Annotated in this window: 13 protein-coding genes; 6 read left to right on the top strand and 7 right to left on the bottom strand. The window is 72.7% G+C overall.

What is annotated here, in order from left to right; translation table 11 throughout:
* Nucleotides 1–38 precede the first annotated feature (38 nt).
* Nucleotides 39–425 carry a recombinase family protein gene (locus tag ATJ97_RS11100; RefSeq protein ID WP_098483797.1) on the top strand — a complete coding sequence of 129 codons (387 nt, stop codon included), beginning with the start codon at nucleotides 39–41 and terminating at the stop codon, nucleotides 423–425.
* Between the two features lie 231 nt (nucleotides 426–656).
* Nucleotides 657–1,304, top strand: coding sequence for a hypothetical protein (locus tag ATJ97_RS11095; protein ID WP_098483796.1), 648 nt, complete (start codon nucleotides 657–659; stop codon nucleotides 1,302–1,304).
* 149 nt (nucleotides 1,305–1,453) lie between these two features.
* Here the strand turns inward: ATJ97_RS11095 and ATJ97_RS19815 are convergent, their stop codons facing one another.
* On the bottom strand, nucleotides 1,454–1,816 hold the full coding sequence (locus ATJ97_RS19815; RefSeq protein ID WP_098483795.1) for a DUF4190 domain-containing protein: 363 nt from the start codon (nucleotides 1,814–1,816) through the stop codon (nucleotides 1,454–1,456).
* Nucleotides 1,817–2,092: 276 nt separating this feature from the next.
* On the opposite strand from ATJ97_RS19815, the gene ATJ97_RS11085 reads away from it, so the two are divergent.
* The 3 genes from ATJ97_RS11085 to ATJ97_RS11075 all read left to right on the top strand — a co-directional run bounded on the left by ATJ97_RS11085 (nucleotide 2,093) and on the right by ATJ97_RS11075 (nucleotide 5,642).
* Nucleotides 2,093–2,629, top strand: a complete 537-nt coding sequence (locus tag ATJ97_RS11085) for a hypothetical protein (RefSeq protein WP_098483794.1) — start codon at nucleotides 2,093–2,095, stop codon at nucleotides 2,627–2,629.
* Between the two features lie 21 nt (nucleotides 2,630–2,650).
* On the top strand, nucleotides 2,651–3,961 hold the full coding sequence (locus tag ATJ97_RS11080) for a cytochrome P450 (protein ID WP_098483793.1): 1,311 nt from the start codon (nucleotides 2,651–2,653) through the stop codon (nucleotides 3,959–3,961).
* A gap of 142 nt (nucleotides 3,962–4,103) precedes the next feature.
* Entirely contained in the window at nucleotides 4,104–5,642 is a 1,539-nt protein-coding gene (locus ATJ97_RS11075) for an SPFH domain-containing protein (RefSeq protein WP_098483792.1), read from the top strand.
* A 74-nt stretch (nucleotides 5,643–5,716) separates the two neighbouring features.
* On the opposite strand, the gene ATJ97_RS11070 is transcribed toward ATJ97_RS11075, so the two are convergent.
* Nucleotides 5,717–6,862: a CynX/NimT family MFS transporter gene (locus ATJ97_RS11070; RefSeq protein ID WP_170037392.1), complete on the bottom strand. Its 1,146-nt coding sequence runs from the start codon at nucleotides 6,860–6,862 to the stop codon at nucleotides 5,717–5,719.
* 337 nt (nucleotides 6,863–7,199) lie between these two features.
* On the opposite strand from ATJ97_RS11070, the gene ATJ97_RS11065 reads away from it, so the two are divergent.
* Nucleotides 7,200–8,237 carry a TerC family protein gene (locus ATJ97_RS11065; protein WP_098485404.1) on the top strand — a complete coding sequence of 346 codons (1,038 nt, stop codon included), beginning with the start codon at nucleotides 7,200–7,202 and terminating at the stop codon, nucleotides 8,235–8,237.
* Between the two features lie 7 nt (nucleotides 8,238–8,244).
* Here ATJ97_RS11065 and ATJ97_RS11060 read toward each other — a convergent pair whose 3' ends face one another.
* From ATJ97_RS11060 to ATJ97_RS19810, 5 genes are all read right to left on the bottom strand, one after another.
* The gene (locus ATJ97_RS11060; RefSeq protein ID WP_098483790.1) at nucleotides 8,245–9,486 is read right to left on the bottom strand and encodes an RNA polymerase sigma factor; all 1,242 of its coding nucleotides are present in this window, start codon (nucleotides 9,484–9,486) and stop codon (nucleotides 8,245–8,247) included.
* Nucleotides 9,487–9,615: 129 nt separating this feature from the next.
* Nucleotides 9,616–9,972: a YciI family protein gene (locus tag ATJ97_RS11055; RefSeq protein WP_098483789.1), complete on the bottom strand. Its 357-nt coding sequence runs from the start codon at nucleotides 9,970–9,972 to the stop codon at nucleotides 9,616–9,618.
* 155 nt (nucleotides 9,973–10,127) lie between these two features.
* Nucleotides 10,128–11,528, bottom strand: coding sequence for an NCS2 family permease (locus tag ATJ97_RS11050; protein ID WP_098483788.1), 1,401 nt, complete (start codon nucleotides 11,526–11,528; stop codon nucleotides 10,128–10,130).
* Complete coding sequence (guaD, locus tag ATJ97_RS11045) at nucleotides 11,525–12,859, bottom strand: guanine deaminase (RefSeq protein ID WP_098483787.1); 1,335 nt, start codon at nucleotides 12,857–12,859, stop codon at nucleotides 11,525–11,527. The genes ATJ97_RS11050 and guaD overlap by 4 nt, the downstream gene beginning before the upstream one ends.
* 258 nt (nucleotides 12,860–13,117) lie before the next feature.
* Nucleotides 13,118–13,270, bottom strand: coding sequence for a hypothetical protein (locus tag ATJ97_RS19810; RefSeq protein WP_170037389.1), 153 nt, complete (start codon nucleotides 13,268–13,270; stop codon nucleotides 13,118–13,120).
* Between the last annotated feature and the right edge of the window lie 70 nt (nucleotides 13,271–13,340).

The raw sequence follows: 13,340 nt of genomic DNA, 5'->3' as shown, positions 1-13,340 counted from the left end.
ACGAGCGGCGGACGACGACCGACCATAATGTGAGACTCATGACGAGACTGGGATACGTGCGGGTCGACCGGCTGGGCGACGACGACAGCGATCAGCACGAGGCGCTCCGTCGCGCCGGTGTCCGACGCGCCAACATCTTCACCGACACGGCGTCCAGTACGACGACGGCGAGCTCGCGACCCGGCTGGCGGCTGCTGCTGGAGGAGCTGCGGCCCGGCGACACGGTCGTCGTCAGCCGGCTGAGCACCCTCGGTGGCGACCCGACCGACGTGGCTCTCACGCTCGGGGCGCTCGAGCTCATGGGGGCCTCCGTGCGCGCCGTGCACGAAGGTCTCGACACCGGTGAGCGACCCGGCCCGACGCTCGAGGCGCTCGCCGTCATGCTGGCTCCCAGCCCGCCCACTCTCAAGCCGTCGGCGGCCTGACAGCAGCGGCAGGCGCCGTTTCGGCGCTCCCGTCGCGCGACGTCGCCGGCAGCAGCACAGCAACGGGTACCCAGAACCTGTGTTGCACCCATTTCCCGTCGCATATCAGCGCTTCGCCGTAGCGTGACGCCTGACCTGTGGCGATCCGCGGTCGCGCGTCGACGCACGGCCGAGGCTTCCCCGCCGCAGCCGACCGGCGACGCGAGCGCTGCCCGAGGCAAGGAGGCAAGGGTGAACAAGTCCGTACGCGTGGCCGTGGTCACCGGCGTCTCGCTGCTGGTCGCTGCGCTGGCGGCCTGCAGCTCTGACGAATCCCCCGACGCTGCGGGGACGCCGTCGGCCAGCGCGGAGATGGCGGCGGAGCCGACCGCGGAGGCGCCGGCCGTCCCGGGCCACGGCGACATCATCACCGCCGGCCAGCTCAACCTTGTACCGGACGAGCTGACGGTGTTCGAGATCCCCGATGGCGAGGCCGTCGTGGTCGACCCGGCGCAGCCCTTGCCGCAGCCGATCGTCGACTATCTCGACTCGCTCACCGTGACGGAGCCGCCCGAGAAGCTCGACATGACCGACGCCGACAACGACCCGTACATGGCCAAACCCCTGGCGGCGACAGACGTCACGGAACGCACCGGCCGGTCGCTGGCATGGGTCGCCCACGTCGCCCTGTACGACACGGACGGCAAGCTGCTCGAGACCGCGTACACCGTCCAGGTGACCGGTGAGGCGAGCGACCTCCGCAACGAGGACGTGAAGTCGGGCGACTTCGACGCCTTCGCCACCTATCCCGACAAGGCCCAGGCCGAGGCCGGCCTCGAGGCGTTGCTCGCGCGGGTGAGCGACCGTTCCGTCTACGACGTCCTCCCCGCCGAGGGCTGAGGCGCCCGGGCACGACGGCGTCAGCGCGCGCGACGAGGTGCCGGTCGGGCGGATTCAGGCGGCGGGATCCGGACCAGGGATCCCGCCGCCGTCGCGCTCGGTGCTTCCGGACATGCCCGGCGACCGGGGGCGGTCGTCCGGCGCCGGGGTCAGAAGGAGCTGGGGTCCGCGGCCATGCCGACGAAGAGGATGATCGCGCCGATGATCCCGATGATCACCAGCGCGATCGAGATCCACCCGAGCACCTTGCCGGCCGTGGCGGACGCGCCGAGGCGCTCCGCCTTCTTCGCCTGCCACAGGGCGAGCGGACCGAAGACGATCGGCAGCAGGAGGATCCCCAGGATGCCGAAGACCCACGAGAGTGTCGCAGCGCTCTTCGCCTCCTGCGGGGTCGCGTCGTAGCCGTAGGCGGGCGGGGCGGAGGGCACGTAGCCGCCGCCGGGGCTGTTGTAGGAGCCGTACTGCCCCTGGGGGGTCTGCGGCTGGTTGGGCTGGTACGGGTTCTCGGACATCGTTCGTTCTCTCCTGATCGTGACGGCGCGGGCCGTCGCCCCGCGCACGTATGGGGAGCCTAGGGGGATTGTGCCGGTTTCGGGACCGAACCGGTCAGGAACACCCCGGCAGCCGGCCAGCCCGCGGTCCGTTGGCAGCAATCGGCCATGGCAACTATTGCCTCCGGATTTCGGACGTTCACGCAGCGAAGTGTTGGCAGTGTCGTGATGTCGGTACCGCACAACGGTCCTCTCCGCCGCCGCTGCGGTCCAGCACCTCGTCACCGGGAGTCGTTCTTGTCCAGACCCACGCTCAGCGCTGCAGCCACCACGCTGGCCGGCGCTGCGCTGCTGCTCGCCGCGGCTGTCCCGCAGGCTTTCGGGTCCGTGGACGCCGGCGCACCGATCACTCCGGGCGCGGTGAAGGTGGAGGCCGTGGGGGCGACCGTCACCGCCTCCGGCCGCGAGGCGGGCGACGAGCTCGTCGTGGTGCCGGGCGAGACCGTCACCTTCACGACGACGGCACGCGTCACCGTCGAGGGGGAGGGGCTGCGCGCCGTCCTCCGCCTCGACACCAGCGAGCTCTTCGCCGTCGCGCCCGACGCGCTGCGGGAGGAGCTCGACGCCGCCGTCGACGTCCAGGTGGCCGGGCTGAGTCCCGCCGACGCCGGCGAGAACACCTGGGTGGTGCCGGGCCGCAGCGAGCCCTACGAGGTCACGGCCGTCGTCAGCGTCGAGATGCCGGACCTCGACGACGTGCAGGGACAGCCCCTGTCGACCGGGGAGCTGACCTGGTCCGTCACGCAGGCCGCCGGCGGGGGTGAGCGCGGGTAGGTCGGGCGTTACCGTGTTCGCGTGCCGACGGTGACCGACCTTCCCGGCCCGGTGCCGCTGCCGCTGGTCGGCAACGCGCTGCAGCTGCGTCGTGACCGGCTCTCCTTCCTGACCCGGTGCGCCCGCGTGCACGGGGACGCCGTGGCGCTCCGGATCGGCTCCTCCCCCGTGGTCCTGCTCTCCCACCCGGACGCGGTGCGGGAGATGCTCACCGTCAGGCAGCACGACGTGACCAAGAGCCCCGTCCTGCAGCGGGCGCGGGCCGTCCTCGGGGACGGCCTGCTCACCAGCGAGGGCGAGGCACACCTGCACGACCGGCGGCTCCTGCAGGGCGCCTTCAGCCGCAGGCGCGTGGCCCGCTACGGCGAGGAGATGCTCGACGTCGCGGCAGCCACCGCGGACCGGTGGGTCCCGGGGCGCCCGCTGGACCTGCACGCGGAGACCGTGCGCTCGACCCTGACCGTCGCGGGCCGCACCCTTTTCGGGACGAGCCTGGACGACGACGTCGCGCTCGTCTCGGCGGCCGTGCGCGACCTGCTGTCGGCCTACCCGGTGCTCATGCTGCCGATGGGCGGCGCTCTGGTCCGGCTGCCACCGACCCGGTGGCGCGTCCGGCGCGGCACGCGGGCGCTCGACGCGCTGACGAGCCGGCTCGTCGCCGAGCGGGCGCACCGCAGAGGCGGTGACGACCTCCTCACCCTGCTGCTCGAGGACGCCGACCCCCGCCACGCCCGGGACCAGATCGTCACCATGCTGCTCGCCGGCCACGAGACGACGGCGAACGCGCTGGCCTTCGCCGGGCACCTCCTCGCCGCGTACCCGCAGGTCCAGGACCGCGTCGCCGCGGAGGTGCAGGACGTCACCGGGACGGGTCGCGGACCGTCGGTCGACGACCTCGAGCGCCTGCCCCTGACCCGTGCGGTGCTCGCCGAGGCGCTCCGGCTCTTCCCGCCGTCGTGGGCGATCGGGCGGCAGGCACGTGTCGCGACCCAGCTGGGCAGGGTCGAGATACCCCCCGGCACGGTGCTGCTCGCATCGCAGTGGGTGGTCCACCGGGACCCGCGATGGTGGCAGGACCCGCGATCCTTCGCCCCGGACCGGTTCCTGGGGCCCGGCGGCGAGCGGCCGCGGTTCGCCTACTTCCCCTTCGGTGGCGGGACCCGGCAGTGCATCGGCGAGCAGTTCGCCTGGACCGAGGGCATCCTCACGCTGGCGACGATCCTGGCCCGCTGGCGGCTCCGCCCGGTGCCGGACCGGCCGCTGACGCTCGACCCGCTCCTGACGCTGCGCCCGCGAGACGGGGCCTGGGTGGTCCCCGAGCCCCGGGCGTGATGCTCGCGGCCGCCGTCGGACTCGCCATCCAGGTTCCGGACTGTGGAAAAGAGTCCTGCGCGCAACGATTTCCCGGCAGGATGGGACCGAATCCTCGCGCGCCCGACGCCATCGGCGCGTCCGACGAGCGAAGGGCAGACCCGTGGAACTCATTCTCGGCAGCATCCCGGTCCTGGGGATCCTCATCGTGGCGGCTCTCGTCGTCTTCGTGACGATCCGGCGGTCCATCCGCACGGTGGACCTCAACGAGGCGCTCGTCATCGTCGGCCGCAGCGACCGGGGCGGCCCCACGGGCAGCCTCGACGCTCTTCCTGGCTCGACCGACGTCGCCGAGGGCAAGGGGCCGCGCGTCGTCATCGGCGGCCGGGCGTTCGTGAAGCCGTTCTTCGAGTCGGTCACCAAGATCTCTCTCGAGCAGCGACAGCTCTCCCTGACGGTCGAGGGGGTGGACAAGAACTTCATCGCGGTGGGCGTCAAGGCGTCGGTGCTCTTCAAGGTCCGCGGCGACGCCGACGGCGTGCGCCGCGCCGCCCAGCGCTTCACCAGCCAGCAGGCGAACCTCGAGCAGCCGCTCCAGCAGGCCCTCGAGGGCGCGCTCCGGCCGGTGCTCGGCTCGATGACGGTGGAGGAGATCATCTCCGACCGGGAGGCCCTGCAGCGGCAGGTGTTCGACTCCATCCGCCCGGACCTGCACCAGCAGGGCTTCCACATCGACCTGGTGAACCTCTCCGACATCTCCACCCCGGGGTCGGACTACCTCGCCAACCTGGGGCGCGCGCAGGCGGCCCGCGCCCGCCAGATCGCCGAGGTGCAGGAGGCCGAGGCACGTCTGGCGTCGGAGACCGCCCAGATCCAGGCGCAGGAGCAGATCGCCGAGCGCCAGCGCGACCTCGCCCTCAAGCAGGCCGCCATCCAGGCGCAGACTGACCGCGCCGCGGCGGAGGCCCAGGCCTCCGGGCAGCTCGCCCGCGCCGAGCAGGACCGGCTGGTGGCGGAGCAGGAGCGCGAGGCCCTGCAGGAGAAGGCCAGGGTGGCCGAGCAGCAGCTCGACATCGACGTGCGCAAGCCGGCCGACGCCTCCGCCTACGCCGCGGCCAAGCAGGCCGAGGGTGAGCGGGACGCCAGGAAGGCCGAGGCGGAGGCCGAGGCGTTCCAGCGCCGCACCCTCGCCGAGGCTGAGCTGGCCGCGCAGAAGAACGAGGCCGAGGCTGTCGAGACGCTCGGCCGGGCCCGCGCCGAGGCGGCCCGGGCGGAGGGTCTGGCAGCCGCTGCGGCCACCGAGGCCCAGGCGAAGGCGCTGGCCGAGCAGGGGCAGGCCGTGATCGTCCAGCAGCTCGTCACCACGCTCCCGGAGATCATGCGCGCGGCCGCGGAGCCGGTCGGGCAGATCGACAACCTCACGGTGGTCTCGACAGACGGTGCCGGCGCGGTCTCGAAGATCGCCGGGCAGGTGCTCGGCGAGGGCCAGGCCGTGGTGCAGGGTCTGTCGGGGATCGACCTCGGTGCCCTGCTGGGTGGTTTCGCGGCCCAGTCGGGCGGCACGGTCCGCTCCACGGATGACCGCCGGGCCACGGGCGACGGGCGCTCCACGGGCGGCAGCCGTGCCACCGGCGGCAGCCCGGCCGACGGCGGTGGAGAGCCCGACCTCGTGCCGGCCGAGCGGATCAGCGAGACCCGGTAACCCCGGCCACTCGGCGCCGGTGGACGCTCGTCCGTGCGGGGGCCGACTCCGTCAGGACCCCGCCGGGTTCGTCGCTACGCGTGGCCGGCCCGTCCGGAGACGAAACCGGCCCCGGCCTGGACGACCATGGCGCCGATGAGGAGGGTCAGCGGAGCGGTCCAGCCTCCCGTGGTCGCGTGGAGGAAGCCGACACCGAGGGGGCCGACGATGGCCAGGAGGTACCCCAGGCTCTGCCCGACGGCGGAGAGCCACGCGGTGTCGGCCGGGGTGGCCGCCCGGAGGCTGAAGAACGCCAGGGCCAGCGGGAAAGCGCCGCCTCCGACACCCAGGAGGATCGCCCAGAGCAGCGCCGCCTCGGCCGGGGCCACGAGGAGTCCGGCGAGACCGACGATCGCCGCGGCGGTCAGACCCACGGCCCACCAGCTCTGGTGGTGGTTGCGGGCGGCCAGCGACGGAACGGTGAACGAGATCGGCACCCCCACGAGGATGGAGACGGCGAGGAGTGTGCCGGCGCCGGTCTCGCTGAACCCGGCGTCCCGGTAGATGGCCGGCAGCCAGCCCATCACCGAGTAGGCGAGCAGGGACTGGGTCCCGAAGAACAGCGTCAGTGCCCAGGTCCGCGGGCTCGACCACAGGCGGCGTGACACGGGACGCTCACGCGGGCCCCGTCCGGCGCGGCGCCGGCGGTCGGCCGATCGCAGCGCACCCGTCGCCGTCCACCACGTCACGGCGGCCAGGGCGGCCGGGACGGCCCAGACCCCCAGGCCCAGGCGCCACCCGCCGGCGAGGGCGATGGGCGCCGTGACGCCCGCCGCCAGGGCGGACCCGGCGGCGAGGGCCGCCGTGTAGACGCCGGTGACGAAGCCGATGCGCAGGGCGAAGCGCCGCTTGACGACCACCGGGATCAGCACGTTGGCCACCGCGATGCCCGCGCACGCCAGCAGGGTGCCGGTCAGCAACCAGGTCGCGTCTCCCGCGAGGCGGACCACGAGCGCGACGGTGAGGAGGGACACCGCCGCGCCCATCACGCGGTCCACGCCGAACCGGCGCACCAGGGCAGGGCTCGCTCCCCCGAGGAGGGCGAAGCTGAGCACCGGCAGCGCCGTCAGCACGCCGGCCTGCGCCGTCGACAGTCCGGTGGCCGCGCCGACCTGGTCGAGGATGGCTCCCACGCTGGTGATCGCGACCCGGAGATTCGCGGCGACGAGCGCGACCGCCACCAGCAGCCACGCAGCTGAACGGTTCGTCCCAGGGTCTGTCGACGTCGAGACTGACCGCGCGGGAGTGGCGTCGTCTCGGGGCCCGACCGGTGGGCGAGCCCGGCCCTCGTGGGCGGAGTTCTCAGCCCCGTTCACAGGCTCCAGCCACCATGTCTACTTTCTGCATCGCGAAAGACGCTTTTCAGCGGCGATGCTAACAGCGGAGTGCGCCGGGAGAGCGGGGAGAGCCGCCCCAGGTGCTGTTGTCGTCCTCACCGCCTCTGCGAATGCGTGGGTCTGGTGCCCGGGTGAAGATGCTCGAGAGCCGCCCTGACGAACGCTTGGAGACTCGTTGCTGATTCACGCCGCCACCCCGGGGACCTCGCTGGCCACCATCGGGACGCCGACGCTGTGGACGGTGACGATCGGGTTCGTCGTCGCGCTGCTCGTCCTGGACTTCGCGGTGACCCGCAAGCCGCACGAGGTCTCCATGAGGGAGGCGGTCGGCTGGAGCACCTTCTACATCGCTCTGCCCCTGGCCTTCGGTGCCTGGATCTGGGCCAGGTACGGGTCGACGACGGGTGTGGAGTACCTGACCGGATACCTGGTGGAGAAGTCCCTCTCGGTCGACAACCTCTTCGTGTTCATGCTTCTGCTGTCCGCGTTCGCGGTCCCCGCCGTCCTGCAGCAACGCGTGCTGCTGTTCGGGATCGTCGGTGCGCTGGTGCTGCGCGGCATCTTCATCGCCCTGGGTGCGGCGGTCCTGGCGAACTTCAGCTGGGCCTTCCTGCTGTTCGGCGCGATCCTGCTCGTGACCGCGGCGAAGATCCTGCGGGACCAGCTCGCCGGGAGCAGTCATGACGTGGACGTGTCGTCGATGCGGTCGGTGCGGATCCTGCGGCGGTTCATGCCGGTGACCGAGGACTACCGCGGTCCCCGCCTGAGCGTCGTCGAGGGTGGGCGCCGGATGCTGACACCGCTCGCCGTCGTCGTGGCCGCGGTCTTCGCGACGGACGTCGTCTTCGCCGTCGACTCGGTGCCGGCCGTGTACGGCATCACCGGAGACCCCTACCTGGTCTTCGCGACGAACGCGTTCGCCCTGCTGGGGCTGCGGGCGCTCTACTTCGTCCTCCAGGGCGCGCTGAGCAAGCTGGTGCACCTGGGCTACGGGCTGGCTGCGATCCTCGGGTTCATCGGGGTCAAGCTCGTCCTGCACTGGGCCCACGGCGTGTGGCCCGGCGTGCCGGAGATCCCGACCCTGCTGTCGCTCGCGGTCATTCTCGTCATCCTGGCCGTGGTCACCGCCACCAGCCTGTACGCCACCCGTGAGCGGGGAGACGCCGAGGGCTCCGCCCACGTGGCACAGCCCCGGGGTCACCACGAGCGCGGGCACTGATCGACGGCTACGGCCGGGCGGCGGACGAGGTCCCGCCCAGCCCGGCCAGCCGACGGCGCAGCAGGTCCCGCTCCGCCTCGTTCCCGGTCAGGCCGATCGCCCGCTCGAGCGCTGTCGCAGCCTCCGCGCGGCGGCCGAGCCGGGCCAGCAGGTCCGCGCGCACGGCGTGGAACAGGTGGTAGCCGTCCAGGTCCAGGCCGTCGACCACCGCCAGGGCCTCCGCGGGCCCGGCCACCTCGGCGAGGGCGACGGCGCGGTTCAGCCGGACGACCGGCGTCGGCGCCATGGCCAGCAGCTGGTCGTAGAGCGCGAGCACCTGGGACCAGTCCGTCTCCTCCGCGCTCGCGGCGTCGCTGTGCACGGCGGCGATGGCGGCCTGGACCTGGTAGGGACCTGGCGCGTTGCGGCGCAGGCAGTCGCGCACCAGCCGCTGCCCCTCGGCCACCAGGGCCCGGTCCCACCGCGAGCGGTCCTGCTCCGGCAGCGGTACCAGCGCACCGTCCTCCGTGGTGCGGGCGCCGCGGCGTGACTCGGTGAGGAGCATGAGGGCGAGCAGGCCGCGGACCTCCGGCTCGTCCGGCATGAGCTCCAGGAGCACGCGTCCGAGCCGGATCGCCTCGGCGGAGAGGTCGGGGCGGGTGAGGTCGGCGCCGGCCGAGGCGACGTAGCCCTCGTTGAACACCAGGTAGATCACGGCGAGCACGGACCGCAGCCGGTCCGGCAGGTCATGGTCCTCCGGCACGCGGTACGGGATCCGCGCGGCGCTGATCTTCCGCTTCGCCCGGACCAGGCGCTGGGCCATCGTCAGTTCCGGCACGAGGAAGGCGCGGGCGATCTCCGCCGTCGTCAGCCCGCCGAGGGTGCGCAGGGTGAGCGCCACCCGGCTCGCCGGCGCGAGGGCCGGGTGGCAGCACGTGAAGAGCATGCGCAGCTGGTCGTCTCTCACTGGCCCCACCGGTTCCGGTCCGTCCTGCGCGAGCAGCAGCGCCGCCTGGGCCTGCTTGTCGTCGCGCTTGGCCTCCCGGCGCAGGCGGTCGATCGCCCGGCGCCGGGCGGTGACGACGATCCAGGCCCCCGGGTTGGGCGGGACGCCGTCGGCCGGCCACCGCTCGACGGCCGTGGCGAAGGCGTCCTGGACCGCGTCCTCGGCGGCGGTGAGGTCGCCGAGGACGCGGGTGAGGGTGGCCACGCACCGGCCGTACTCCTCGCGGAAGACCCGGCCGACGGCGTCCGTCGCCGCCGTCGTCACCGCACCACCGCCGTCGTCACCGCACCACCGCCGTCGTCACCAGGCCACCGCCGTCGTCACCAGGCCACCGCCGTCGTCATCGGACCACCGCCGTCGCCACCGCGCAGACGTCACCGGCGGGCGCCGTCGTCACTCCGCCTGGAAGGGGCGGACCTCCACCTTGCCCATGCAGGCGGCCGAGGCCTCGCGGGCGAGGTCGAGGGCGGCGTCGAGGTCGGGCGCCTCGAGCACCCAGAAGCCGCCGAGCTGCTCCTTGGTCTCCAGGAAGGGTCCGTCGGTGACGACGGCGTCGGCTCCGTTCGACGCGTCGACGGTGGTGGCGGTGCTGGGCGCCTCGAGACCGCCGGCGAAGACCCACGCGCCGGTCTCCTGCATCCGCTTGTTGAAGGCCTCGACCTGCGCGTACGCCTTCTCCATGACCTGTGGGTCGGGGTTCTCGTAGGACTCCTCCTCGGTGCCCCACACGGAGATCAGGTACTGAGTCATCCTCGGCTCCTTCGTCTGGGGGACGGACCCTCTGTCCGTCCCTCACCTGCTCAACGAACGAGGGTGCCGCGGATCGACACCCGGAGGGAAGGGAAAAACGGGCGGTGCGCGGGACGGCCGCCGGAGGGCCCGGCCGTCCCGCGCACCGCCGCGCCTCAGCCGTCGAGGAAGATGTACCTGGCCACCAGGAGTGCGGCGACGAGGTACAGGATGATGTGGACCTCGCGCCCCTTGCCGGTGAAGAGCTTGATGGCGCAGTAGCTGATGACGCCGAGGCTCACGCCGTTGGCGATCGAGAAGGTCAGCGGCATCGAGATGATCGCCAGGAAGGAGGGGACGCCCTCCGAGATCTCGTTCCAGGCGATGTTGCGGATGCCGTCCATCATCAGCGCGCCGACGAGGATCAGCGCCGGGGCCGTGGCGGCGCCGGGGATCGCGCCGGCGAGGGGCCACAGGAACATGGCGGCCGCGAAGAGGATGCCCGTGGTCGCCGACGTCAGCCCCGTGCGGCCGCCGTCCTCGATGCCCGAGGCGCTCTCCACGTACGCGGTGGTGGTCGAGGTGCCCATGAAGGCGCCGAACATGGCGGCGAGGCCGTCCATGGCGAAGGTGGTCTTGGCGCGGGGCATGTCGCCGCGCTCGTCGAGGTAGCCGGCGCGCTGCGCGAGGCCGGTCAGGGTGCCGGTCGCGTCGAAGAAGTCGACGAAGAAGAAGGTGAAGACCACGCTGAGGAGGCCGAGTCCGACGGCGCCCGCGAGGTCGAGCTGGCCGACGAGCTCGGAGGGCCAGATGGGGGCCGCGACCACGCCGTTGCTGAACCCGCCGAAGGACTGCATCTCGCCGTCGGCGCCGGGGTAGACCTTGGCGCCGCTCGCGATGGCGATCACCGAGCTGCCGAGGATGCCCCACAGGATGGCGCCCTTGACCTTGAGCTGGAGGAGCACCGCGGTGACCAGCAGGCCGATGATGGCGATCCAGGCGGTCGGGTTGCTCAGCGACCCCAGGCTGACCATGGTCGCCTCGTTCGTGACGACCAGGCCGGCGCTGCGCAGGCCGAGGAAGGCGAGGAAGCAGCCGATGCCGGCGGTGATGGCGAGCTTGAGGCTCATGGGGATCGCCATGACGATCGCCCGGCGGGCGCCCACGGCGCTGAGCACCACGAAGAGCACGCCGGAGATGAACACGGCGCCGAGGGCCGTCTGCCACGGTACCCCCATGCCGGCCACCACGGTGTAGGAGAAGAAGGCGTTGAGCCCCATCCCGGGCGCCTGGGCGAACGGGTAGCGGGCGATCACACCCATCACGAGGGAGCCGAAGCAGGCGGCGATCGCCGTCGTCATCAGCAGCTGGACCGAGGCGTTGGGCACGTCGATCGCGGCCGAGAGGACCTGGGGGTTGACGAAGAGGATGTAGCTCATCGTCAGGAACGTGGTGAAGCCGGCCCGCAGCTCGCGCGGGATGGTGGAGCCCTCGGCGGTGATGCCGAAGTAGCGGTCGAGGAACCCGCGGCGCGCCGCGGTGTCCGTGGCCTTCCTGGTGCCGATGGTGGTGCTCATGTGGTCTCCATGGGGGAAAGGGAGCCGTCACGGCTCAGCTGTGCCGGCGCGGTGACGACCTGGCCGGCGACCCACACGACATCGATGTCGGCGGGGGTGCCAAGGGTGAAGATCTTGGCGAGTGCGTCTGTGGCGTCCTTGGGGTGGCGGAGCGCGACGTCGAGGGTGCTGCCCGGCCGGGGGTGGAGCCGGACGGCGTCGAACTCGCGCCCGACGCCAAGGTCACCGACCCGGTCGCCGAGCCCGAGGGCGAGCGCACCGGAGCGGGTGGCGAGGTGGAGCAGGTGGGCGGGCGTCAGGGTGAGCCCGTCCGGGCCGAGCAGCTGCTGGACGAAGTAGGCCTGCAGGCCCTCCTTCAGCAGGGAGAAACCGGTCCCGGCGCCGACGTCCGTGCCCAGCGCCACCCGCACGCCCGCGTCCAGGTGGTCCCGGAGCGGGAACAGGCCCGACCCGAGGGCGGAGTTCGAGGACGGGCAGTGCGCGACCGCGGCGCCCGCACCGGCGAGCACGCCCAGCTCGGCGGCGGACGGGTGCACGTTGTGGGCGAGCACCGAGCGGGCGTTGACGAGCCCGTGCGCGTCGTAGGTGCCGAGATAGTCCGCGGCGCCCGGGAACAGGCGGTTCACGTGCTCGATCTCGTCGACGTTCTCGTTCAGGTGCGAGGTGAACCACAGCCCGGGCGCGGCGTCCATGAGCGCCGCGCAGGACTCCAGCATCGCCTCGCTGGCCGAGAGGGCGAACCGCGGGCTGACGGCGTAACGCAGCCTGCCGCGCCCGTGCCAGCGGGCGACGAGCTCCTCGCCGTCCCGCAGCGCCGCCGCCGGCGTGGTGTGCAGGCCGGGGGCGAGCAGGCGGTCGCTCACCACGAGCCCGGCGGTGATGCGGAGCCCCACCGTCTCGGCCTCGGTGAAGAGCGCGTCGACGGCGTCGGCGAAGTGGGAGCCGAAGACGAGCGCCGTCGTCGTGCCCGCGTGGACGAGGCCGCTCAGGAAGTCCCGGGCGACGCCGTGGGCGTACACGGGGTCGGCGAGGCTGAGCTCCTCCGGCAGCGCGCACTCGCGCAGCCAGTCGAGCAGCGGCATGCCGAGACCGCCGACCACCCGCACCTGCGGGTAGTGGACGTGGGTGTCGACGAACCCGGGCAGCAGCACGCCGCCCCGCAGGTCGACGACCTCCTCGTCCGGGAACGCCGCCCGGACGCCGGCGAAATCGCCGCGGAACGTGATGATGCCGTCGTGGACGACGAGGCCGCAGTCCTCGGACGCGCGCAGGCCGTCCGCCGTTGGCAGGTCCCCGGGGGTGTCGAGCACCGTCGCTCGGTAGAGGGTCACGTTCGTGCCCCCGCCGTCGTCAGGGCCCGGGCCCGGTCTGCGCGTCGCAGAGCTGGCGCCATGGCGCACTCCTCCCATGCCACGGTCCGTCGGTGGACCGGCATGGTTGAGGACTCCGCCCGACCCGCAGGTTATCCATGCCAACAACGGCGTCGGTGAGCCAGGACCATAGTCCCTGGTGATCTGGACCACAAGGAATTACGGAAGAGAATTTCCGCGGCGTGGAGCCTGGACGGGGGCAGGTGGCGGCCGAGGCCGTCAGGAGCGGGGGTCCGCGCTCCCCGCCGGCGTGTCGTTGGCCTCCGGCAGGTCGGCCTCCCGACGGCGGCGCTCGAGCTCGAGCCGGCGCTCGAAAGCGCGCCGGGCGCGGGCGACGGCGGGGGTGGGGGAGTTGTAGCCGGACCTGCTCATGCTCTCGATCGTCATCCGCCGCCACGACGGGCGGCTGGGACTTTCGGACCGCTCCGCCGGTGAAGATGCT

It is taken from the genome of Georgenia soli (assembly GCF_002563695.1).
In the GTDB taxonomy this organism is placed as follows: Bacteria; Actinomycetota; Actinomycetes; order Actinomycetales; family Actinomycetaceae; genus Georgenia; species Georgenia soli.
Note: the sequence above shows the minus strand (reverse complement) of the source record. Positions and strands in the feature narration are given on the sequence as shown.